The sequence below is a fragment of the Butyricicoccus intestinisimiae genome, assembly GCF_018918345.1.
In the GTDB taxonomy this organism is placed as follows: domain Bacteria; phylum Bacillota; class Clostridia; order Oscillospirales; family Butyricicoccaceae; genus Butyricicoccus_A; species Butyricicoccus_A intestinisimiae.
In genome coordinates, this window is record NZ_JAHLQI010000001.1 from 458,620 (window position 1) to 480,335 (window position 21,716).

The window sequence follows — 21,716 nt, forward strand, 5'->3', positions numbered from 1 at the left end:
TTCCACGGAGGGCTTGCTATTTCCATGTATGTTGTGCCTGTATCTATGCAAAAGCGAAGATCAATTGCCCTCGATCAAGCCATAGCCGCCAGCTGCTCTCTTATAGATAACTGCCGGCATGTCATCCTCCTCCGCATTGCGGAAGAAGAAGAACTGATGATCCAGCAGGTTCATCTGCAGGATGGCTTCTTCCACGGTCATGGAGTGAACATCAAACTTCTTGCGGCGAACGACCTCATATTTATCCTCTACGAAGTCTGCAAGACTTGCCTCGTTGGCTGCCATTTTATCAAAAGCACCCTGACGCAGCTTCTTCTCCAAACGGGTCTTATTTCTGCGAATCTGTCTCTCGATGCTCGAAATCATACCATCCACAGAAGCAAACATATCCGTTGTCGTTTCCTCAGCGCGGAAAACCATGCCGTTATGCCAAACAGTGACTTCTGCCGTCTGTCTGCCCTTCAGTTCACTGAAAGTAATGGTCGCAGAGGTATCCTTCTGGAAATACCGATCCAGCTTGGCTACCTTCTTGATAGCGTAATCGCGGAGCTCTTCGCTAATCTTGATTTTTCTTTCAACGATGGTGATCTTCATAACATCAACTCCTTACGGTTTGACAACCCAATTTTATATGCAATTGTCTAAGAGGAATCTGTGCGACACACGCCGCCAAAATCTGTGTTTTTCAACAAATTTCCATTTGTTTCTCCCTCTTTTGTTGGGAATATTATACCACAAGGAGTCGGTCATGTCGCATTGCAAAATTCAGCGTGTCACGACCTGAGCGGAATATATCTCCCGCTAGCTCGCGTTTTCTCACGTTTTCTTGAAATTTTGTGTTTTTAGATTTTTCCCTCTGCATGGCGGGTGACATGACAGCCGATATTGACTGCGCACGGCAGACCGGCAATGTGTGTCGGATAGGTGTCGATGGCGCACATCAGTGCCGTGACCGTGCCGCCCAGACCCTGCGGTCCAATGCCCAGCGCATTGACACGTTCTATAATCTTCTTTTCCATTTCGGCATAACCCGGATTTTCATTGAACTGACCGACCGGACGCATCAGCGCACGCTTTGCCAGATAGCATGCCTTGTCGGCCGTGCCGCCCAGACCCACGCCGATGACAATCGGCGGACACGGATTGGAGCCAGCCTTGTCACATGCTTCCACAACAAAGTCGATGATATCCTCCGGTTTTGCTGCCGGAGTAAACATCTTGAGTGCGCTCATGTTCTCGCTGCCGAATCCCTTCGGCTCTACGGTTACATGAATCTCGTCACCGGCAACAACGCGGGTGTACAAAATCGCCGGCGTGTTGTCGTTGGTATTGCTGCGGTCGAGCAGCGGGTCGCGCACGACGGACAGGCGCAGATAGCCGTCCACATAGCCCTGCCGCACACCTTCGTTGACGGCGTCCTCCAGCAGACCGCCGGTAATATGCACGTCCTGACCAACCTCTACGAAAACAATCGCCATGCCGCAGTCCTGACAAATCGGCACGGAATTCTTACAGGCAATATCACAGTTTTCGATCATCTTACCAAAAATTGTCTTGCCGAGCGGAGACTGTTCGTTCTTTTCTCCGTCCACATACGACTGTCGGATGCTCTCCGGCAGGACATAGTTTGCCTTCATGCACAGCTCGCGCACGAGCGCGGTAATTTCTTTTGCTTCGATGGTTCTCATTCTGTGTAATCCTCCTGTATATCTCTGACCTGTCATGTTCAGGCCGTACGAAACATTTCTGTGGTGCGATTTCTTGATATATCGAAAAGTTCCTCTGGTTTCTTATTATACTTGACCCTTGCGCAAATGTCCATAGCTGTCTTGCTAATTTCACGCTGAGCCGTGCGATGTTCCATTTTTGGCTTGACATTTGCCGCATAGATATAAGAAACCCACGGTGCGTGTGCATCGTGGGTTTTTGCATGCGCTGTTCTGCGCTTATTTCACCTGTTTTCCGTCAATATACACGGCTGTGACCTTGGTGCGGTAATCGAGCGGATCGCCATCGGTAATGAGCAAGTCCGCATCCTTTCCGACGCGCAGAGAGCCGATTCTATCATCCAGTCCCGCAATGCGTGCCGGAACAATCGTCACTGCGCGCAGGGCATCCATCGGCTCCATGCCCGCCTGTACGGCGGCAACAATGCACTGCATGTAATGCTTGAGCGTAGTCTCCGGATGGTCTGTCGTAATCGCCGTCTCAATGCCCGCTTGGGTCAGCAGTGCGGGCGCCTGTTCCGTCAGGTTGTGCAGTTCCGGCTTCGAGCGGTCCGTCAAAAACGGTCCTGAGCAAATCGGCACATGTTCCTCTGCCAGAATGTCCGCAACCAGATGCGCTTCGGTTCCGTGCAGAATCACCGGCTTTATCGAAAATTCCTTGGCGATGCGCAGTGCAGTGAAAATATCATCCGCCCGATGTGCGTGAAAATGTGCCGGACACGTGCCGTCCAGCACCGGCAGCAGCGCCTCATATTTCGCATCATACTCCGGCAAATCCGATGGATCTTCCGCGTGCTGCTTTTGTTTTCCGTACTCCTGCGCCTTGTGCAGCGTCTCCCGAATAAGCGCGGCCGTTGCCATGCGCGTCACCGGCGTCTCATCTTTGTCATTGTAGCACGATTTTGGGTTCTCTCCCAGCGCGAACTTCATCGCGCACGGCTGTTTGACAATCATGTCATCAATGCGGCGTCCTGCCGTCTTAATCGCCGCAATTTGTCCGGCAATCGGGTTGCAGCTGCCCGGCGACACCAGACAGCAGGTGACGCCCGCTTCGCGCGCCTCCTGAAAGCTGCGTTCCATCGGGTTGATGCCGTCAATCACGCGCAGCTGCGGCGTGATCGGGTCGGTGTCCTCATTTCCGTCCTCCCCTTCGAAACCGAGGGAATCCTCAAACAAGCCCAGATGCGTGTGCGCATCGACAAGCCCCGGCAAAATCCATCCGCCGTGCACGTCTGTGTGCTCGCCCTCCGGCACATTTTTCATCGACCCCATTCCGGAAATCTTTCCATTTTCCACGGAAATATACCCGTTTTCGATGATTTCTCCCTCCATTGGGACAATTTTCGCATTGCAAAGTATCATTGCTTCTCCTCAAAAACAATTGACATTATCTGGGAATCATGGTACGATATGTTCGGTAGCAGGAAACTGCTATCCATGCACCGTTCATATCTTTATCCCCACAATCCATTCACCCTTCGGCTTGCCGAGGGGTATTTTTTTATCTGTACAAAAAAAGCAGACATGACAATGCCGCTTTCCCGAGATTGCTCTTGGAAACGCGACATTGTTGCTTGCTTTGTGTTAATTATTTACGGCGGCGGGAACCGTTCTTCTTATCCGTATTGCGACGCAGATCCGCCATGCGGCTCTCGCTGTCCTGCATAAAGAGCTTGAGCTTATCCTCAAACGAAGCCGGAGCTTCCTTCGCTGCCTGACGCGGTGCATATCCGCCCGGCTGGCGCTGCTGGAACTTTTTGCCGCCGTTGGAGCTGCCGGCGCGGCGCTGATAGCCGCCGGTGCCGTTGCCATTGGAATGCGTTCCATTCTGGTTGCTGCGGCGGAACGAACGCTGTTCGCCGTTGCTGTTCTGACGCGGCTGTGTTCTCTTAATAGACAGGTTTACGCGGCCATTGTCATCAATTGCTATGACCTTAACCTTGACCTCCTGACCCTCTGTCAAATGGTCGCGGATGTCACTGACATATGACTGATCCACTTCAGAAATATGTACCAAACCGCTCTTGCCTTCCGGCAGCGAAACAAACGCGCCAAACTTTGTGATTCCGGTTACCTTGCCGGAAATGATTTCTCCTACGGCCAACTCCATACTTTTAAACTGTGTCCTCCATATACTTTTGGTTACTGCTCTGAGCTGTCAATAAACACACGCTCGCCGGGCGATGCATATCCCAGTACATCACGGGCAATTTTTGCAATAGCCTCGTCGGTCATGCCTTCATCCAGCGACTTTTTCAGATCCTTGTTGACGGTTTCCTCTTGGCTGATCTGATCGTCCAAAGTGCTTACCTGCTCCCGAAGCTCACGGATTTGAATCTGAAGAGAAATCGGCTTGATAATGGCAATCGCTGCAACGAGGACAAAAGCCAGCTTGAGCAGGATGCCGATTTTTTTGTTTTTGGGCTTGTTCATCCAATCCCTCCTTCAATGATTACGCTTACTATTCTATACCACAACCTGCAAAAAGAAAAGATTTATTTTTATTTTTTACGGTTTTTTTGCAAATTTTCTCGCAGCCAGCCGCGTGTGCGCCCATTTATAAAACCGCCGCACGCCGCGCCCGCCGGTCAATTCCCAAAAAATGCCGCCGATTGCCATGACAATCGGCAAAAATCCGCGCATGCGCTGCTGAAAAATGCCGACAGACAGCACAAACAGCACCGCGCAGCATGCCATGGAAAACAATACATCCAAAAGAAACGTCAGTCCGGCGCCGCGCCGGCGCTGACGAAGCAACCAGCACACATCGTACAGCACGCCGAGCACCAGACCGCACGCACAGGCGGCGAAAATTCCATTCAGCTGTGCGCACACCACACTCTCCTCTGCACCGCTCATTGAAACAGCCTGCGCAAAAATCCGCCGGCTGCGCCGCCGTCATCGTACTCCATGCAGTCAATGCGGCCGGAAATGCGCAGCTCACCGGCATCTAAGTTAAGTTGATCCACATGCAGGTCTCCGCCGCGCACGAACAGTGTCCCCTGTTGTGTCACGATGATAATCTGATTTTCGTCAAAATTGGCAACATCGCTGACACCGGAAACTGAAAGCTTCTTTCTGTCCTGCAAAGAAATCCCATGCGGCAAGCTCTGTTTCTCTGTGGTACTGCGCTCCATATGCCTTTCCTCCTGTCTGTATACACAAAAGCCCCCGACATACTGTATGTGTCGAGGGCTTGCAATATACAGAAATTTAGGGAATCTCTCGATACAGCGCCGAAGCATCGTTTTTGAGCACGTGCTCCGCGATGTTGAGAACTTCTACTTTCAGCGTTCTCTGTCCAAAGGTGATTTCAATGACATCACCGACTTTTACCTGATACGACGCCTTTGCCTGCTTTCCGTTGACCAAAATGCGGTCGTTGTCACATGCTTCGTTTGCGATGGTTCTGCGCTTAATCAAGCGGGAAACCTTCAAATATTTGTCCAGTCTCATGCGTTTACTTTCTCCTTTAACTGTTTTGACGGGCGGAACACCGGAATTTTGGCTGCCGGAATGTTAACCTCCCGTTGGTCAATCGGCAAATGTCCCTTTCTTGCGGCGCGATGGCGCAGTTCCATCACACCAAATCCGGCAATGGTTACCTTTTCCTCTTGCGCCAGCGCATCTGCAATGCAGCCAAACACAGCAGCCGTAACCAAACTCACGTCCTTCTTTCGCAGCCCTGTGCGCTCCGTAACGCGATCAATCAACTCGTTCTTGTTCATCTTTTTTACTCTCTTCCCACAGTGCCAGCATTTCGTTAAGCGTCAAATCTCCGACCTGCTTTCCCTGTGCAGCCGCTCCCGCCTCTACATGGGAGAATCGGTGAATAAACTTTTCCGTTGTGTGGTTGAGTGCTTCTTCCGGATCGGTCTTTGCAAATTTTGCCACTTTTACCGCCGCAAACAGCAAATCGCCGATTTCTTCCGGAAAATCACCGTCTCCCTGCTCGGCACGGCGCACTTCGTCCAGCTCTTCCTGCACTTTGTCCAGTGCGTCATCTACGCTTGCCCACTCAAATCCGACCTTTTCCGCCTTCTTCATGACCTTTTCGGCGCGAATCAGCGCCGGAAGCGTCCGCGCCACACTGTCCATCGTATCGGTTACACTGCGCTGGTGTTTTTCCATCTTTTTGAGATCATCCCAGTTGTTCAAAATATCCTGTGTTGAATGGACTTTTACGTCTTTGAACACGTGCGGATGCCGATAAATCATCTTTTTGCAAATGCCGTCAATGACATCATTGATATCAAAATGTCCTTGTTCTTCTTCTATTGTCGTGTGAAAAACCACCTGAAACAGGACATCTCCCAGTTCCTCTTTGAGCAGCTCGACATCTTCATTGTCAATTGCCTCACAGACCTCATATGTCTCCTCAATGAAGTCGCGGCGAATGCTGTGATGATCTTGCTGGCGATCCCACATACAGCCCTCATCGCTGCGCAGAATCCGCATAACCTGCAGCAAATCCTCAAAATGGTACTGTTCTTTATATTCAAAATCCATGAGATATGATTTCCTTTCCGTTCTATCTTTTTTGCCGCAGCACATGTGCGATAAATCCGAGATTCATCAGCAGCAAAATACCATAGCACACCAGCGTTCCAATTGGAAGCGCCAATATATTGACATTCGGCTGTCCTGCCAGATAGCAGCCCACGGCGAATTTTGCCGAACAGGCTGCTGTCATCGCGTAAACCGACAAATCCGGTCTGCCAAATGCCTGTAAAACAGAGACTGTTACCGTTGACAATCCCACCAGCGGCTCTGCGATGCCCAGCAGACGCAGCAGCGGCGTTGCCGTCTGTATTCCGCGCGGATGAGACGCAAACAAAATCTGCAGCAGCGGCTGCGCCAGTACAAACAGCCCGATTCCGCACGGCACACACACAAGCAGCGTCAACCCCATGGACGACCACAGCAGCTGTTTGGTTTGTTTGGTTCTCTCTTTCGCGTGCGCTGCCGAGAGCACAGGCAGCACACTGACGGACACCGCATTGGACAGCGCCTGCGGCAAATTAAACAGCGTCAGCGCCATGCCGGTATACGCACCATATGCCGCGACGATTTCCTGCACAGAAAATCCCGCTGCCGGCAGCCGCCGATATACCACAGCCATATCCAAGAAGCCGGAAATTGTCATCACGGCCGCTCCCAAGGTAACCGGAATCATAAGCTGTACGAGCTTAGAAAAATCGCTCGACTGTTCGGGCGGATGCCGCAGCATATGAATCACACCGCGCCGCACACGCCATACCAGGTACAATACGGCGAGCAATTCGCCGCAGGTCACGCCGAACACGGCACCTGCCGCTGCACCGGTTATACCATAGCCTGCGCGCAGCAGATACCCTGCCGCAGCCAAACCAACGGTCAGCTTGCCCGTTGCCTCTGCAACCTGCGAGACAGCAGTCGGAACCATATTGCCTGTACCTTGATACCAGCCGCGCAAAACAGCCTCTATCGTCACAAGAAACACAGCCGGTGCAATGGTCAGCAGACACGGCACGGCATCGGTCTGTCCAAAGGCGCGGCATACAGTTGGCGCGGCGCCGGCCAATGCCAGAGACAGCAATGCTGACGTCACGGCAAACACATTTCCGGCACGCACGGCAATCGCCTTTGCCTGCTGCCGCCTGCCGAATGCCAGCGCTTCCGATACCAGATGCGCCTCTGCCGCAGGAATTCCTGCGGCAGAGATGACAAACAGCAGAGAGAAAAACTGCATAGCGAATGCAAACAGCCCCATCCCGCTGTCTCCGATGAGATTGGTCAGAGGAATTTTGAACAGTGCACCGAGTATTTTTACAGTGACACTGGAAACCAGCAGTGCGGCAGCACCGCCGACATAGCTTGCCTTGTTCCGTTTCATGCCCGTCCTCCTATGAGAACAGGGTATGAGCGGTTACGCGACGTTAGAAGCGAATGTTATGGTGTGTGCCTTATAATTGTGCGCCGCAATGGCTGCAAAATGCATCGTCTTTCTTGCACTGCTTGCCGCAGTTCGGGCAAAATACCTCGCTGCGTTCCGCGTGAAGCTGTTCCTGCAGTTCGCTGATTTTTTGAAGCTTCTCGTCAATGAGCTGGAGCTTAATTTGCAGCACCGCCGGATCTTCTTCCTTTCCGAGATGCTCGCTGTGCACCATTTTGCCAATTTCTTTGTACAGAATTTCAACTTCCGTGTTGAGATCAAAAATCTGAAGATTCAGTTTGGTTGCGCTGAGGACACTTGCCGCGGTCTTTCCCGCAGCATCCGCAGCCTTTGCCGCGGTCACACCGGTACGGGCAGACAAAATCTCTGCTGACACCTTTGCTTTTTCGAAAAAGTTGTTCTTGTCCATAGAAATGCTCCTCTCTTATCCGATAAACTCATGCATGATAGAATTGTCCGGAATCAGGCTGAAATCAGAAATTTCTTCAAACTGATCCAGCGCCCGTACCAAGTCTTTCAATCCTGCTTCTATCATCTCCTGATGATACGGTGCTGCGTCCAGCTTGAGCTGGTTCATCAAAACGCAGCCCTCATAAGGCAGATAGGTGTTGACGATAAAATCCGCAGACGGAATATACGGCCGAATATACAGCCGCTCTCCGCGCCGCACAGACCGCCACATGTGAATGGTCTCCGGTATCGGCGCATCGCGGAAGTTTTTATCTCGAATCGCTCGACGCACAAACCGCAGCACATGCGGCGCCAAACGCCAGTCGTTTGCGAGCACCAGCTGCGTTCCCACCGCCATATAGACGGCAATAGAGGATTCGCGCACCTTTTCCATCAGCACATCATTGAGCGCGTGAATGCCCTCTATCACGGCAATTTCGCCCTTTTCCAACCGCACTTCCTTGACCTCGTCCGTCCGTATATGACGCATAAAATCATAGGTCGGCACTTCAATCGTCTCGCCGCGCACCAGCGCCGCCAGATGCTCACTCAGCATGGGCAGATCCATACACAGCGGAGATTCCAAATCATCGTGTCCTTCTTCGTCCTTCGGGACAATGTAGCTGCCTCGGCTCAAGTAGTAATCATCCATCGAGATGGCATACGAACAGATGCCCCGACGTTCAATGGCGTCCCGAATGCGGTGGGAGGTTGTGGTTTTGCCGCTGGAAGACGGGCCGTTCAGCAGCAAAATCGTACGGTCATACCGATTTTCACAAATGCAGTCCGCAATGCTCTCGATGACATTGGTATAACTGCGTTCGGATTCCTCGATAAATGCAGCCGGATCGCGCCGACAGCGCTCGTTAATTTCGTTTATCTTGACGTGAAACATGTATCTTTCCTCAGTCGGGCAAAGCAGTGCTGGATTGTGCCCAATTCAAAATTTCCTGCTTACCGGCATTGATTCGCTGTAATGAAACATTATATTCATACGGGTATTTCGGATTGCTGATGCGGCGGATTTTTCTGCCATCGCTACCCAGCAGCTTGGTCACACCGCCTGCGCCGAGCGAAACAATCGTCTGCAGTTCTTCCATCATGTAGACGTTGTACTTGCATTCGTATCCAATTTTGCACCAGCCGACATTTTCAAAACCGCCCGCCATGAACTTCTGCCGATACAAATAGTATGGCACATATCCCGCTGCGGTCAGCTTTTGAGACGCAATTTCCAGCATCTGCCGCACGTCATCCTGCTTTTGCGCATTGTGCGCGCGGTCATGCTGATCCGCGCCGCGCTTTGCCGCCAAGGTGTGCACGGTGATGTTTTCCGGATTCAGCTCCAGCAGCATATCTATCGTGCGAGCAAAGCTTTCCGGCGTGTCTCCGTCCAAGCCCGCAATGGTGTCCATATTGATGGCGGAGAACCCAACTTCCCGCGCTGTTTGATACCGATCCAGCACATCCTGTGCGCTGTGATGGCGTCCGATGCCTTCGAGCACGGCATCATTCATGGACTGCGGGTTGATGGAAATGCGATCCACGCCGTACTTTTTGAGCACGGTCAGTTTTTCGCGCGTAATAGTATCCGGCCGCCCCGCCTCTACGGTAAATTCTTCCAGTGCGTGCAGATCGAACGCCTGATGCACAGTGCGCAGCAGGCGATCCATCTGTTCCGCCGACAGCGTAGTCGGCGTGCCGCCGCCAATATAAATCGTGACAATGCGCAGGCCCGCCTGTTTGAGAATCTCACCCGTGTGCGCAATTTCTCCGCACAGGGTATCCAAATATGCTTCCATCAGCTTGCCGGCCTTTTCAATGGAATGACTGACAAACGAACAATAGCTGCATCGGGACGGGCAAAACGGAATGCCGATATAAATCGAAATATCGTTGTCACGGATTTTTTCCTTCAAATCCATGGCAACGCCTGCCGAGCGAATCGCCAGCGCGCGCCGTGCCGCCGAGACATGATATGTCTCGGTCATAAGCTTCGCTACCTGTGCCGGCGTATAGCCCTGCTCCATAAAACTGCGGGCAAATTTCGCCGGACGCACACCGGTCAGTGAGCCCCACTCCGGTGCTGTATCCAAAAACGGCACGACCGCCTCAAAAATTGCGCTCTTGAGTGCATGAGTGCGGACGCGCTTGGTCTGCTCGGCATCGTCTGAAATCGGTGCACGTTTTTCCGCGCATATCTGTTTCCCGCCGCGCACGCAGCACACGCGAATGCGGTTTTCCGCACCCGCCTGCTCTACAACAACGCCCAGTGCGTCTGCACCCTCCGGTGCAATGTCCGCGCGCTCCGGAATTTCCGTCGGCAGCAGGTTGAACAGCATTTCTCGAATCGGATGGTCGTTTTCCAGACCCTGCATGGTATAAATCATTGATTCACTGCCTCTGCCATATACGGGTTGTGCTGGCGCTCATGCTCCAATGTAGACAGTCCTTCATGCCCCGGCAAAACACGGTAGTCGCCCGGCATGTCGTGTAGTTTCTTGAGCGAACGCAGCATGTCATTCCAGTTTCCGCCCGGCAGATCGGTTCTGCCGCAGTTTTCGCGGAACAGGGTATCTCCGGTGAACAGCACAGCGTCATCCAAACGAATGACACACGAACCCGGCGTATGTCCCGGCGTGCTGTAATATGTCGCCGTCATGCCGCCGAATGTCACGCTGGTGCCTTCTTCCGCCCAAATATCTGCGCCCGGGAAGTCAAAGCGGCGCATAAGCTGTCTGCCATACGCACCAAACGGCGAGAGCGCCGCATTGGCATCCAGCAAATATTCATCCTTCTTGCTCACAACGACTTGTGCGCCGGTGGCACGCTGAATCGCACCGACCGCAAGAATGTGGTCAAAGTGCGCATGCGTCAGCAGGATATATTTTAATTGCACATGATCTTCCTGTATGGTCTGTATGAGCTGCTCGGCACAGTCGCCCGGATCGACAATGGCGCCCTCGTGCGATTTCTCATCCCAGACAAGATAACAGTTGGTGGCGACATCGCCCACCACAAATTGCTTGATTTGCATAACTTTGTTTCCTCTTATTTCTTTCGCATCAGCTCATCCGTATCCAGCGGAATGGTCACCGGACCATCGTTGAGCAGTTCGACCTTCATATCTGCGCCAAATGCGCCGGTCTGTGTCTCAATGCCGAGACCGCGGCAGCAGCTGACGAAATATTCATACAGCTCATTTGCCTGCTCGCCCTTCGCCGCCTTGATAAAGTTGGGTCGCTTGCCCTTTCGGCAGTCTGCATACAGTGTAAATTGGCTGACAACCAGCAATCTGCCGCCGACATCTGCAAGCGCCAGATTCATTTTATCGTTTTCATCGGTAAAGACGCGCAGACCGGCAATCTTTCTCGCCAGATATAACGCTTCTTCCTGCGTGTCCTCCGGAGCAACGCCGAGAAGGACGAGGAATCCGGTTCCAATTTCACCGGATACCTGTCCGTCAATGGTCACCTTTGCGTGTGTCACACGCTGTAATATGGCTTTCATTGTCGCGTTTGTCCTCCTTACATCGTCTGGCGCGTGACGTTGATGACACCGTGCAGACCGCGCAGTTTTTTGGTCAGTGCGTCCAGCTGTGCCAGACCGGTGACGGCAATCACAATGTTGATGATGCCGTATCCTTCAGACAGCGTTTTGCCATTGAAGTCCTTCACGTTGATGTGATTGTTCGCCAGCATTTGCAGCACATCGTTCATCACACCTGTGCGGTCATTGGTAGAAATCTGAATTGCCGTACTGAAGCGTTCCTTGGATTCTACATGGCTCTCATCCCAATAGACGTTTACCCAACGCTTTTTATCCTCCGGATTGGCATTTTTGACGTTGATGCAGTCTTTGCGGTGTACAGAGACACCAAATCCGCGGGTGACATAGCCGATGATATCATCGCCCGGAACCGGCGTACAGCAGCGGGCAAACTTCACCTTACAGTCAACATCGTCCAGACCTTCCACAATGACACCGGAATCCGAGCGTCCATGCGGAACCGGCCGCGCGTTCAGCGGTTTCTGCTTCTCCTCCTGCTTGCGTGCACGAATGACCTCGTCACGCACCTTGTTGAGAACCTTAGTCACCGTGATGCCGCCATAGCCCAGCGCATTGTACATTTCTTCCAGACTCGGATAGCCGAATTTTTCCAGAACTTTTTCCTGAATTTCCGGTTTCTCTATAAAATGGCTGTACAGCAGGCTGGAGCGCAGCTCCCGCTCCAAGTCCGCACGTCCCTGCTCGATGTTTTCTTCTCGGCACTCTTTCTTAAACCATTGCTTGATTTTGCTGCGCGCTTCCGATGTCTTGACAATTTTCAGCCAGTCGCGCTTCGGGCCATGCGTCTCCTTGGAGGTCAGCACTTCGACCACATCGCCGTTTCTCAGCGTATAGTTGATGGGCGCAATGCGGCCGTTGACCTTACATCCGGTCATGCGGTTGCCGACGGCGGAATGAATGCCATAGGCAAAGTCAATCGGTGTAGCACCGAGCGGCAGGCTGACTGCGTCGCCGCGCGGCGTAAAGACAAACACTTCATCCGCAAACAAATCAACCTTGATGTGTTTGATAAAGTCCTCAGCTTCTGTATCCTGCTGTGCCTCCAGCAGCTGCCGAATCCACGCATACGTCTCCTCGCCGCTGCTCTTTTGCAAGTGCTCCTTATACTTCCAATGCGCCGCAATGCCGTATTCTGCCATCTTGTGCATTTCTTCCGTGCGGATTTGTACTTCAAACGGCACACCGGAACGGCCGATAACCGTTGTGTGCAGCGAGCGATAGCCGTTCGGCTTTGGCGTAGAAATATAGTCTTTAAAACGTCCCGGAATCGGTTTGTACAAATCGTGTACATAGCCCAGCACATTGTAACAGTCCGCCACAGACTCTACGATGACACGAACGGCGCAAATGTCATAAATCTCATTGATGCTCTTGTTTTGTTCGAACATCTTGCGATAAATGCTGTAAATATGCTTTACACGGGCAGAAATCGAATTTTTGATGCCGCTCTCGTCCAGCTTTCCATTAATGGTCTTTTTGATGCGGTTGAGCATTTCTTCCAGCTCCGGACGCTGACGCTCCAAACCATCCACAATTTCCTTGTATCCGACCGGATCGAGATATTTCAGCGACAAATCCTCCAGCTCCCATTTGACGCGCTGCATGCCCAAGCGGTGTGCAATCGGCGCATAAATCTCCATAGTCTCCAGAGACTTGGAGCGCTGTTTTTCCACCTTCATGTACTGCATGGTGCGCATATTGTGCAGGCGGTCTGCCAATTTAATCAAAATAACGCGGATATCCTTCGCCATCGCAATCAGCATCTTGCGCAGATCTTCGACCTGCTCCTGTTCCTTGGAATAGTGCAGCCGGCCCAGTCGTGTGACGCCATTGACCAAATCAGCGACCGATTCGCCGAACTGCTCCTTAATCTGGTCATACCCAAATGCGGTGTCCTCAATGCAGTCATGCAGCAGACCTGCACAAATAGAATCGGTATCCAATCCCATCTCTACAATGATTTCCGCAACAGAGACCGGATGAATAATATATGGATCACCATTTTTCCGCTTCTGTCCATCGTGTGCCTTGTTGGCGCACTCATATGCGCGACGAATTTTATTCACATCCGCATTCGGCGTCTGCTTCTGTACACGCTCTAATAAAAAGTCAATCTTGTTTTGAATATCCATATGATCACTCCCCGGTCAGCCCGACTGCTGTTCAGCCGTGCTTTGTCGTTTTCTATGCCGTAGGGTTGCCAATACCACAGACTTCGTGATATCCGCCTTGCCCTGAAACGGTAAAATTCTGATGTATAACAGGTTGTTTTTGAAATGATAATTTAACAACCGACTTTCGGAAAAGACATCCAGACAGACAAACAGCTTGCCGATGTTTATGAGTTGTCTGGACTCATAAGAAATGCGCCGTGATAATGTATTATATGGTGCCGTCAGCTTTTTGTCCTCTGCCTGTGAAATAATATGCCGCCAAACCGCCACAAGATCCGGACGATTCGGGTACAGTTGATTCACCTGACTGTCGGTCAGGCTCTCACCGTTGATGAAATGAGAATACACCGACAGGAAATAATGGTCGCGTTCCAACTCACAATCGCTCAGCCGAATGTCCTTGAGCATCAGCTGAATCGTCTGCTGATTGCGAAAATGATTGATTTCCAAGCTAAATGCCGCGTCCACAATATCGCCCTGTACAACAGGGCATCCGCCGGAGCCGGTGCCAAACAGCATCGCAGTAAATCGGCGATTTCCTTTCACCAAAGACATTTTGAGATGACGGTCGCTGGAAATCGGTGTGATTTCCTCCACGGTCATTTCCCGTATAGCAAAAATCGGCTCTCGATTGCCCATGCCGTACGGCTCCAAAATGCCCAGCTCTCGAATGGACTCCATGGAAATATCATCCGGCGAAATCAGACAATCGATGTTGATTACCGGCATCAAATCTTCTTCTGTGATATTTTTCTTGGCATACGCGCAAATGCTCTGTTTGAACGCCGGCAGCATGTCTCTGGAAATGGTAAGACCGGCTGCCAGTGCATGACCACCGAATTTTTCCAAATACTGCGAGCTGTCTTCCAGCGCTTCAAAGAGGTTGAAGCCGTTCACCGAGCGTCCGGAGCCCTTTCCTTGGTCTCCGTCCAGCGAAATCAGCACCGTCGGACATCCGTATCGGTCTGAAATGCGGGAGGACACAATGCCAATGACACCGTGATGCCAATTCTCGCCCCACAGGACAATCATGCGGTCTTCCTGCGGATCGTATTCCTTTTGCAGTACCTCATATGCCTGCCGCAAAATCTCATTTTCGGCGTTTTGCCGTTCCTTGTTCTGACAGCACAACAAGGCGGCGATTTCCTGTGCATGGCTCGGGCTGTCCGTCAAAAACAGCTGCGCTGCTTCGTCTGCACACCCCATGCGTCCGGCAGCATTGATGCGCGGCGCCAGCGTAAAGCTGACCACAGATGCGGTCATGCGGCGCGTCTCCACGCCTGCCTCCCGCATCAGCATCCGCAGACCCGGATTGTCCGTCTGCTGCAGCAGCAGCAAACCATATGTGACAATCACGCGGTTTTCTCCCTGCAGCCGCATGACATCCGCAATGGTACCGACCGCCACCAAATCCAGATAGGTTGTCACAACCTGTTCCAGATTTTCCGGTCCTTCCAATGCGCAAACCAACTTAAAAACCACGCCGACACCGGCGAGGTCTTTGAACGGATATGTACTGTCTGTCCGCTTCGGGTTGACAACTGCCGCAGCGTCCGGCAAATCGTCCTTACATTCATGATGGTCTGTTACGACAACTTTTAATCCGATTTCGTTGGCATATGCGATTTCCTCTACCGCCGTAATGCCGGAATCCACGGTGATAACCATCGAAACACCGCTGTCCCTGAGCTTCAGCAGAGCGGGTTTATTCAGACCATATCCCTCGCTCAGGCGATCCGGAATATAATACCTGCACGCGGCGCCCCTGCTCTTCAAATACCGAACGAGGACGCAGGTGGATGTGATGCCGTCCACATCATAGTCACCAAACACGGCAATGTGTTCGCCATTTGCAATTGCATTGTCGATCGCCTCCACCGCAGCGTGCATATCAGGCAGTAGGAACGGATCATGCAGCCCAGACAGATCATGAGCCAAAAAAGTCTGTGCTTTTTCCGGCGTGTCCAATCCCCGCGCACACAGCACGGCTGCCGTCAGCGGAGCATATCCGCACGTCTTGGCCAGACTGCGAATTGCGCCAATATTCGGCCGGGCAATGTTCCATTTTTTCGATTTCATTGCAACTCCTCTTTTTATATTTTAATTCAAGTAATAGTATAACAAAAAAACCGTCCGTTCACAAGATTTCCAAAGCAATTCCACCGCCGCTAGGGAAAATTTACCGTTTCTTCATGAACAGCGCATTTTTCCCTCATAAACGCAAAAAGAGAAGCTGATGTGCTGTCAGCTTCTCTTGTATTCATTGTTCTTGGCTGTCAACCAGATATTTTTTCAAATACTGCCCCGTGTATGACTGTTCGCAAGCGGTAATCTGCTCCGGTGTGCCGGTGCAGACGATGCGTCCGCCGCCATCTCCGCCTTCCGGTCCCAAATCTATGATATGGTCTGCGACCTTAATGACATCCAGATTGTGCTCGATAACTACAACCGTGTTGCCAGCATCCACCAGCTTTTGCAGCACATCCAGCAGACGATGCACATCCGCCGTGTGCAGACCGGTTGTCGGCTCATCGAGAATATACATGGTGCGGCCGGTCGACCGTTTGGATAGCTCTGTGGCGAGCTTGACGCGCTGGCTCTCGCCGCCGGACAATGTCGTTGAGGACTGCCCGATCTTGACATAGCCCAGACCAACCTCCTGCAGTGTCAACAGACGGCGGTGAATCTTTGGCACATTTTCAAAAAATACTGCCGCTTCATCCACTGTCATCTCCAGCACATCAGCAATGTTCTTGCCTTTGTAGCGCACTTCCAATGTCTCTCTGTTGTAGCGCTTTCCCTTGCACACTTCACACGGAACATAGATGTCTGGCAGGAAATGCATTTCAATTTTAATCAGGCCGTCACCGGTACACGCTTCACAGCGTCCGCCTTTGACATTGAACGAAAACCGTCCGGGTCCATATGCGCGCATCTTTGCGTCCTGCGTCTGCGCGAACAGCGCGCGAATATCATTGAACAGACCGGTATACGTCGCCGGATTGGAACGCGGTGTGCGACCAATCGGCGACTGATCAATGGCGATGACCTTGTCCAAATGCTCCAGACCAAGGACTTCATCGAAAGCACCCGGCTTGCATTTTGCACGGTTGAGATCTGCCGCCAGCTTTTTATATAAAATCTCATTGACAAAGGAAGATTTGCCGCTGCCCGACACGCCGGTCACGCAGGTAAACGTGCCGAGCGGAATGGTAAACGTCTGATTTTGCAGATTATTGACGCAGCAACCTGTAAAGGTCAACCACTTGCCGTTCCCTATTCTGCGTTGTTTCGGAACCAAAATTCGACGTTTTCCGCTCAAATATTGACCTGTCACAGATTCTTCGCATGCAAGAAGCCCTTGGACGTCTCCGGCATAGACAATGTTGCCGCCATTCGTTCCCGCGCCGGGGCCGACATCGACAATATAGTCCGCTGCCCGTATGGTGTCCTCATCATGCTCCACGACAAGAAGCGTATTTCCCATATCACGCAAACTCTTAAGGGTGGAGAGCAGCTTGTCGTTGTCTCTCTGGTGCAAGCCAATGGACGGCTCATCCAAGATGTACAGCACACCCATGAGCGCCGAACCGATTTGTGTTGCCAGACGAATGCGCTGACTCTCGCCGCCGGACAGCGTTGCCGAAGCGCGCGCCAGCGTCAAATATCCCAATCCGACGTTGTTCAGAAAACCCAGCCGCGCACACGCTTCTTTGACAATGCGCTGTGCAATCCGGTTTTGCTGCTCGGTCAGATGAAGCTGTTCGAAAAATTCCAATCCCTTGCTCACCGGCTTCTCGCAGAATTCCATGATATTGAGTCCGCCAACTGTGACCGCAAGCAGTTCTTTTTTGAGTCTGCGTCCGCCGCATGCCGGACACGGCGTTTCACGCATAGATTCTTCGATTTCTGCCCGCGCCCACTCCGATGTTGTCTCTTTGTATCGCCGTTCCAGATTTGTGATAATGCCTTCAAACGGCTGTTCCATTTTTCCGCCGGAATACCGTGAGACGCGCAGGGTTAATTTTTCTTCTCCTGTGCCGTACAGCAAGGCATGCACCGCTTGTTCCGACATTTTTTCTACCGGCGTGTCCAACGTAAAATTAAACCGCTTTCCCAACGCATCATAGTACATACGCGCGATAGAGCCTGTGTCGCAGTTTGTCCATCCGCTCGCCTGCACGGCTCCCTTGCGCAGCGACAGCTTGCGATTGGGGATAATGCTGTCTGGGTCAATTTTCATCTGTACGCCCAGACCCGTACACACAGGGCACGCACCATATGGGTTGTTGAACGAGAACATGCGCGGCGTCAGTTCTTCAATGGAAATGCCGCAGTCCTCACACGCATAGTTTTGCGAAAATGACAGCGTTTTGCCGCCCACAATCTCCGCCATAACCAAACCGCCGGTTTGTGCGCAGGCGGTTTCTACTGAATCCGTCAAGCGGCTGCGAATGCCGTCTTTGATTACAATGCGGTCGACAACGATTTCAATATTGTGTTTTTTATTCTTTTCCAGTTTAATTTCTTCCGATAAATCATACAAATTGCCGTCCACACGCACGCGCACATAGCCGCTCTTGCGTGCCTCGGTAAAGATTTTCACATGCTCGCCCTTGCGCTGGCGAACAACCGGCGCCAAAATCTGCAGCTTGGTGCGCGGCGGCAACGCGAGCAGTTGGTCAACGATTTGATCTATCGTTTGCTGCTTGATTTCCTTTCCGCATTTTGGGCAGTGCGGCGTACCCACACGCGCCCAAAGCAATCGCAGGTAATCATAGATTTCTGTGACCGTTCCGACCGTGGAGCGCGGATTCTTGCTCGTGGTTTTTTGGTCAATGGAAATCGCCGGAGACAAGCCTTCGATAAAGTCCACATCCGGTTTGTCCATCTGTCCCAAAAACTGCCGCGCGTAGGAGGACAGCGACTCGACATAGCGCCGCTGTCCCTCGGCATAAATTGTGTCAAACGCCAGAGAGGATTTGCCGCTGCCGGACAGTCCGGTTAAAACCACCAGCTTGTCACGCGGAATCCATACCTCAATATTTTTTAAATTGTGCTCTCGCGCACCTTTTACATGAATTGTTTCCTGCATATGCATCTCCCGCATCAACTCTGCGCTTCCAGCTCACGAATCTGATCGCGCAGATCTGCCGCAAGCTCAAATTCCAACATGGTTGCCGCTTCCTTCATCTGCTTCCGCAGGATGGCAATGCGTTGGAGGCGCTGTGTTTTATCCAATTTCTTTTTGCTGAGCACCGCACCGACCTCAGAAGCCGGTGCGGAAATCTCAATGATATCGCGTACTTGCTTGACGATGGTTTTTGGTACAATCCCGTGTTCTTCGTTAAATTTCTGCTGAATTGCACGGCGGCGCTCGGTCTCTCGAATCGCGCGCTCCATAGACGGGGTGCGCGTATCCGCATACAAAATAACTTCACCGTCTGCATTGCGGGCGGCGCGTCCCATCGTCTGTACCAGCGCGGTTTCCGAGCGCAGAAATCCCTCTTTATCTGCATCGAGAATCGCCACCAGAGAAACTTCCGGCAAATCCAAACCCTCGCGCAGCAGATTGATGCCAACCAGCACATCAAAGACACCCAAGCGCAAATCCCGAATGATTTCCATGCGCTGTATCGTTTTGACATCATGATGCAAATATCGCACACGAATGCCCGCGTTTTCCAAATAATCGGTCAAATCTTCTGCCATTTTAACCGTCAGCGTTGTGACCAGTACGCGCTCTTTTCGCACTGTCCGCGCGTTGATTTCTCCAATCAAATCATCAATCTGCCCTTCAATCGGCCGGACAAAAATTTTCGGGTCGAGCAGTCCGGTCGGACGAATGAGCTGTTCCACAATCTGGCTGGAACGACTCTTTTCAAAGTCGGATGGCGTTGCGCTGACGTAAATCACCTGATGGATGCGCTGCTGAAACTCCGCAAAATTGAGCGGCCGATTATCCAGCGCAGACGGCAAGCGGAATCCGTTGTCAATCAAGCTCTTTTTTCGTGCTTGGTCGCCCGCGTACATCGCTCGCACCTGCGGAATCGTCACGTGCGACTCATCAATAATCATCAAAAAATCCTTTGGAAAATAGTCCATCAGCGTATACGGTGCAGACCCCGGTCCTCTGCCGGACAGCACGCGCGAATAGTTCTCAATACCGCTGCAAAAGCCGATTTCTTCCATCATTTCCATATCATAGCGCGTGCGCTGCTCGATGCGCTGGGCTTCGACAAATTTCTCATTTTCCTTGAACCATGCCACGCGCTGTTCCATTTCTTCGCGGATTTCCTGTATCGCTGTCTGCATTTTGTCTTTCGGCGTGACATAGTGCGATGCCGGATAAATCGCCGCGTGCTGTACCTCACGCATGCGTTCGCCGGTCAGCGGATTGATTTCGCTGATTCGCTCAATTTCATCCCCGAAAAATTCCACACGATATGCAAACGAGTCGGTATATACTGGCCAGATTTCCATGGTATCTCCGCGCACGCGGAAGCGATTGCGTTCAAACGCGATGTCATTGCGCTCGTACTGAATTTCTGTCAGCCGCTTCATGAGCGATTCATATGACACTTCCATACCGGGGCGCAGAGAAATGACCATTTTTTTATAATCAATCGGGTCACCCAGCGAGTAAATGCACGAGACCGATGCGACAATAATCACATCGTTTCTCTCTGCCAATGCGGACGTTGCCGAATGCCGCAGCCGCTCGATTTCTTCATTGATCGCAGAATCTTTTTCGATATAGGTATCCGTCGATGCGATGTATGCCTCTGGCTGATAATAGTCATAGTACGAGACAAAAAATTCGACGGCATTATTCGGAAAAAATTCGCGCAGCTCAGAACACAGCTGTGCCGCCAGTGTCTTGTTGTGCGCCAATACCAGCGTCGGCTTCTGTACCTCTTGAATGATATTCGCCATGGTAAACGTCTTGCCGGAACCGGTGACACCGAGCAGCGTCTGTTCTTCAAACCCCAGCTTGATGCCCTGCGCCAGCTTTTGAATGGCTTCCGGCTGGTCTCCCGCCGGTTTGTATTCCGATACTAATTCAAAATGATCCATCATATTCTCCCGCAGTTTGGTCTGTTTTTTTGGTCTGTTTACCCGTACAGTATATCATACACAATAAAAAAAGTACAGAACAAGCCGAACATTTGTTCTGTACTTATCTATTTACTGCGATGCCAAAGAAATCCACCGTTCTTCTGCAATAATAATATGGTCAACCAGACGGACATCAATGTTTTTTAGCATCTCCCGTATGGTCGATGTCTGCACAATGTCCGCCCGTGACGGGCTGCACATGCCGCGCGGATGATTGTGCGCCAAAACAACGTCTGCGGCATTGTATTGCAGCACGCATTGCAGCAGCTTGCGCATATTAATTTTCACTGCGGTCGCACTGCCTTCCGCAATGTCACAAATGCGAATCAGGCGGCATTGATTATCCAGCAAAACCGCGGACAGCTGCTCTCGCGGCCGTCCAATGTAATATTTGACCAGATATTCTGCGACTTTGTCCGTTGAGTCATATATCGTTCCCTGTATCTTCGATGTCTGATAGCGCCGAAACATCGGCGGAAGCAAATGTAAAAATGCCGCTGTTTTTTCGCCCATTCCCTCTACCCGACACAAATCCGGTGTTTCCGCTTCCAATACATTTGCCAGCGAGCCGAACTCATCGAGCAGCCTGTGCGCAAGCGGATTGACGTCTCCGCGCGGCACGGCATAAAACAGAAGCAACTCCAAAACTTCATGATCTGCAAAATTGTCCAATCCATGTTCCAGAAATCGCGTCCTCATGCGTTCGCGGTGCTTTGCATGCTCTCCTCCCGCCATATGCCT

At 51.8% G+C, this 21,716-nt stretch carries 21 protein-coding genes; all 21 read right to left on the minus strand.

The features are described from left to right. Positions 1 to 60: 60 nt before the first annotated feature. Positions 61 to 594, minus strand: a complete 534-nt coding sequence (gene hpf, locus KQI75_RS02370; protein ID WP_216469075.1) for a ribosome hibernation-promoting factor, HPF/YfiA family — start codon at positions 592 to 594, stop codon at positions 61 to 63. A gap of 248 nt (positions 595 to 842) precedes the next feature. Beyond that, complete coding sequence (locus tag KQI75_RS02375) at positions 843 to 1,688, minus strand: fumarate hydratase (protein ID WP_216469076.1); 846 nt, start codon at positions 1,686 to 1,688, stop codon at positions 843 to 845. A 258-nt stretch (positions 1,689 to 1,946) separates the two neighbouring features. Continuing rightward, positions 1,947 to 3,089 (minus strand): amidohydrolase, encoded by a 1,143-nt coding sequence (locus KQI75_RS02380; protein WP_216469077.1) that lies wholly within the window; start codon positions 3,087 to 3,089, stop codon positions 1,947 to 1,949. 226 nt (positions 3,090 to 3,315) lie between these two features. Then, on the minus strand, positions 3,316 to 3,837 hold the full coding sequence (locus tag KQI75_RS02385; protein ID WP_216469078.1) for a S1 RNA-binding domain-containing protein: 522 nt from the start codon (positions 3,835 to 3,837) through the stop codon (positions 3,316 to 3,318). A 32-nt stretch (positions 3,838 to 3,869) separates the two neighbouring features. After that, a complete protein-coding gene (locus KQI75_RS02390; RefSeq protein WP_216469079.1) occupies positions 3,870 to 4,160 on the minus strand; it encodes an FtsB family cell division protein in 291 nt (96 codons plus the stop codon). A gap of 75 nt (positions 4,161 to 4,235) precedes the next feature. Next, the gene (yabQ, locus tag KQI75_RS02395; RefSeq protein ID WP_216469080.1) at positions 4,236 to 4,586 is read right to left on the minus strand and encodes a spore cortex biosynthesis protein YabQ; all 351 of its coding nucleotides are present in this window, start codon (positions 4,584 to 4,586) and stop codon (positions 4,236 to 4,238) included. Next, a complete protein-coding gene (gene yabP / locus KQI75_RS02400) occupies positions 4,583 to 4,864 on the minus strand; it encodes a sporulation protein YabP (RefSeq protein WP_216469081.1) in 282 nt (93 codons plus the stop codon). Before yabP ends, yabQ begins: the two co-directional genes overlap by 4 nt. Positions 4,865 to 4,940: 76 nt before the next feature. Then, positions 4,941 to 5,183: an RNA-binding S4 domain-containing protein gene (locus KQI75_RS02405; RefSeq protein ID WP_216469082.1), complete on the minus strand. Its 243-nt coding sequence runs from the start codon at positions 5,181 to 5,183 to the stop codon at positions 4,941 to 4,943. Further along, a complete protein-coding gene (locus tag KQI75_RS02410; RefSeq protein WP_216469083.1) occupies positions 5,180 to 5,455 on the minus strand; it encodes an HU family DNA-binding protein in 276 nt (91 codons plus the stop codon). The genes KQI75_RS02405 and KQI75_RS02410 overlap by 4 nt, the downstream gene beginning before the upstream one ends. Continuing rightward, positions 5,433 to 6,236 carry a nucleoside triphosphate pyrophosphohydrolase gene (gene mazG / locus KQI75_RS02415; RefSeq protein ID WP_216469084.1) on the minus strand — a complete coding sequence of 268 codons (804 nt, stop codon included), beginning with the start codon at positions 6,234 to 6,236 and terminating at the stop codon, positions 5,433 to 5,435. Before mazG ends, KQI75_RS02410 begins: the two co-directional genes overlap by 23 nt. Before the next feature lie 22 nt (positions 6,237 to 6,258). After that, positions 6,259 to 7,602 (minus strand): putative polysaccharide biosynthesis protein, encoded by a 1,344-nt coding sequence (locus KQI75_RS02420; RefSeq protein WP_216469085.1) that lies wholly within the window; start codon positions 7,600 to 7,602, stop codon positions 6,259 to 6,261. A gap of 70 nt (positions 7,603 to 7,672) precedes the next feature. Beyond that, complete coding sequence (locus KQI75_RS02425) at positions 7,673 to 8,071, minus strand: zinc ribbon domain-containing protein (RefSeq protein WP_216469086.1); 399 nt, start codon at positions 8,069 to 8,071, stop codon at positions 7,673 to 7,675. A gap of 15 nt (positions 8,072 to 8,086) precedes the next feature. Next, positions 8,087 to 9,007 carry a uridine kinase family protein gene (locus KQI75_RS02430; RefSeq protein ID WP_216469087.1) on the minus strand — a complete coding sequence of 307 codons (921 nt, stop codon included), beginning with the start codon at positions 9,005 to 9,007 and terminating at the stop codon, positions 8,087 to 8,089. Between the two features lie 10 nt (positions 9,008 to 9,017). Further along, positions 9,018 to 10,502, minus strand: a complete 1,485-nt coding sequence (gene hemZ / locus KQI75_RS02435) for a coproporphyrinogen dehydrogenase HemZ (RefSeq protein WP_216469088.1) — start codon at positions 10,500 to 10,502, stop codon at positions 9,018 to 9,020. Next, the gene (locus KQI75_RS02440; protein ID WP_216469089.1) at positions 10,499 to 11,149 is read right to left on the minus strand and encodes an MBL fold metallo-hydrolase; all 651 of its coding nucleotides are present in this window, start codon (positions 11,147 to 11,149) and stop codon (positions 10,499 to 10,501) included. The genes hemZ and KQI75_RS02440 overlap by 4 nt, the downstream gene beginning before the upstream one ends. Before the next feature lie 14 nt (positions 11,150 to 11,163). Then, positions 11,164 to 11,622, minus strand: a complete 459-nt coding sequence (dtd, locus tag KQI75_RS02445) for a D-aminoacyl-tRNA deacylase (protein ID WP_216469090.1) — start codon at positions 11,620 to 11,622, stop codon at positions 11,164 to 11,166. Positions 11,623 to 11,639: 17 nt separating this feature from the next. Beyond that, on the minus strand, positions 11,640 to 13,814 hold the full coding sequence (locus KQI75_RS02450; RefSeq protein ID WP_216469091.1) for a RelA/SpoT family protein: 2,175 nt from the start codon (positions 13,812 to 13,814) through the stop codon (positions 11,640 to 11,642). A gap of 15 nt (positions 13,815 to 13,829) precedes the next feature. Beyond that, positions 13,830 to 15,935, minus strand: coding sequence for a single-stranded-DNA-specific exonuclease RecJ (gene recJ, locus KQI75_RS02455; RefSeq protein WP_216469092.1), 2,106 nt, complete (start codon positions 15,933 to 15,935; stop codon positions 13,830 to 13,832). A 181-nt stretch (positions 15,936 to 16,116) separates the two neighbouring features. Continuing rightward, positions 16,117 to 18,951 carry an excinuclease ABC subunit UvrA gene (gene uvrA / locus KQI75_RS02460; RefSeq protein ID WP_216469093.1) on the minus strand — a complete coding sequence of 945 codons (2,835 nt, stop codon included), beginning with the start codon at positions 18,949 to 18,951 and terminating at the stop codon, positions 16,117 to 16,119. 14 nt (positions 18,952 to 18,965) lie between these two features. Next, positions 18,966 to 20,933, minus strand: a complete 1,968-nt coding sequence (gene uvrB / locus KQI75_RS02465) for an excinuclease ABC subunit UvrB (protein WP_281416168.1) — start codon at positions 20,931 to 20,933, stop codon at positions 18,966 to 18,968. A gap of 111 nt (positions 20,934 to 21,044) precedes the next feature. Beyond that, positions 21,045 to 21,710, minus strand: a complete 666-nt coding sequence (locus KQI75_RS02470; protein ID WP_216469095.1) for a JAB domain-containing protein — start codon at positions 21,708 to 21,710, stop codon at positions 21,045 to 21,047. Positions 21,711 to 21,716 lie beyond the last annotated feature (6 nt).

Bases quoted from the DNA above. Each gene is read 5' to 3' on its own strand.
- dtd (WP_216469090.1), bottom strand. From the start codon at position 11,622: ATGAAAGCCATATTACAGCGTGTGACACACGCAAAGGTGACCATTGAC.
- mazG (WP_216469084.1), bottom strand. From the start codon at position 6,236: ATGGATTTTGAATATAAAGAACAGTACCATTTTGAGGATTTGCTGCAG.
- uvrA (WP_216469093.1), bottom strand. From the start codon at position 18,951: ATGCAGGAAACAATTCATGTAAAAGGTGCGCGAGAGCACAATTTAAAA.
- hemZ (WP_216469088.1), bottom strand. From the start codon at position 10,502: ATGATTTATACCATGCAGGGTCTGGAAAACGACCATCCGATTCGAGAA.
- recJ (WP_216469092.1), bottom strand. From the start codon at position 15,935: ATGAAATCGAAAAAATGGAACATTGCCCGGCCGAATATTGGCGCAATT.
- yabP (WP_216469081.1), bottom strand. From the start codon at position 4,864: ATGGAGCGCAGTACCACAGAGAAACAGAGCTTGCCGCATGGGATTTCT.
- KQI75_RS02385 (WP_216469078.1), bottom strand. From the start codon at position 3,837: ATGGAGTTGGCCGTAGGAGAAATCATTTCCGGCAAGGTAACCGGAATC.
- KQI75_RS02450 (WP_216469091.1), bottom strand. From the start codon at position 13,814: ATGGATATTCAAAACAAGATTGACTTTTTATTAGAGCGTGTACAGAAG.
- KQI75_RS02440 (WP_216469089.1), bottom strand. From the start codon at position 11,149: ATGCAAATCAAGCAATTTGTGGTGGGCGATGTCGCCACCAACTGTTAT.
- KQI75_RS02425 (WP_216469086.1), bottom strand. From the start codon at position 8,071: ATGGACAAGAACAACTTTTTCGAAAAAGCAAAGGTGTCAGCAGAGATT.
- KQI75_RS02410 (WP_216469083.1), bottom strand. From the start codon at position 5,455: ATGAACAAGAACGAGTTGATTGATCGCGTTACGGAGCGCACAGGGCTG.
- hpf (WP_216469075.1), bottom strand. From the start codon at position 594: ATGAAGATCACCATCGTTGAAAGAAAAATCAAGATTAGCGAAGAGCTC.
- KQI75_RS02375 (WP_216469076.1), bottom strand. From the start codon at position 1,688: ATGAGAACCATCGAAGCAAAAGAAATTACCGCGCTCGTGCGCGAGCTG.
- KQI75_RS02380 (WP_216469077.1), bottom strand. From the start codon at position 3,089: ATGATACTTTGCAATGCGAAAATTGTCCCAATGGAGGGAGAAATCATC.
- KQI75_RS02470 (WP_216469095.1), bottom strand. From the start codon at position 21,710: ATGGCGGGAGGAGAGCATGCAAAGCACCGCGAACGCATGAGGACGCGA.
- KQI75_RS02405 (WP_216469082.1), bottom strand. From the start codon at position 5,183: ATGAGACTGGACAAATATTTGAAGGTTTCCCGCTTGATTAAGCGCAGA.
- KQI75_RS02390 (WP_216469079.1), bottom strand. From the start codon at position 4,160: ATGAACAAGCCCAAAAACAAAAAAATCGGCATCCTGCTCAAGCTGGCT.
- yabQ (WP_216469080.1), bottom strand. From the start codon at position 4,586: ATGAGCGGTGCAGAGGAGAGTGTGGTGTGCGCACAGCTGAATGGAATT.
- KQI75_RS02420 (WP_216469085.1), bottom strand. From the start codon at position 7,602: ATGAAACGGAACAAGGCAAGCTATGTCGGCGGTGCTGCCGCACTGCTG.
- KQI75_RS02430 (WP_216469087.1), bottom strand. From the start codon at position 9,007: ATGTTTCACGTCAAGATAAACGAAATTAACGAGCGCTGTCGGCGCGAT.
- uvrB (WP_281416168.1), bottom strand. From the start codon at position 20,933: ATGGATCATTTTGAATTAGTATCGGAATACAAACCGGCGGGAGACCAG.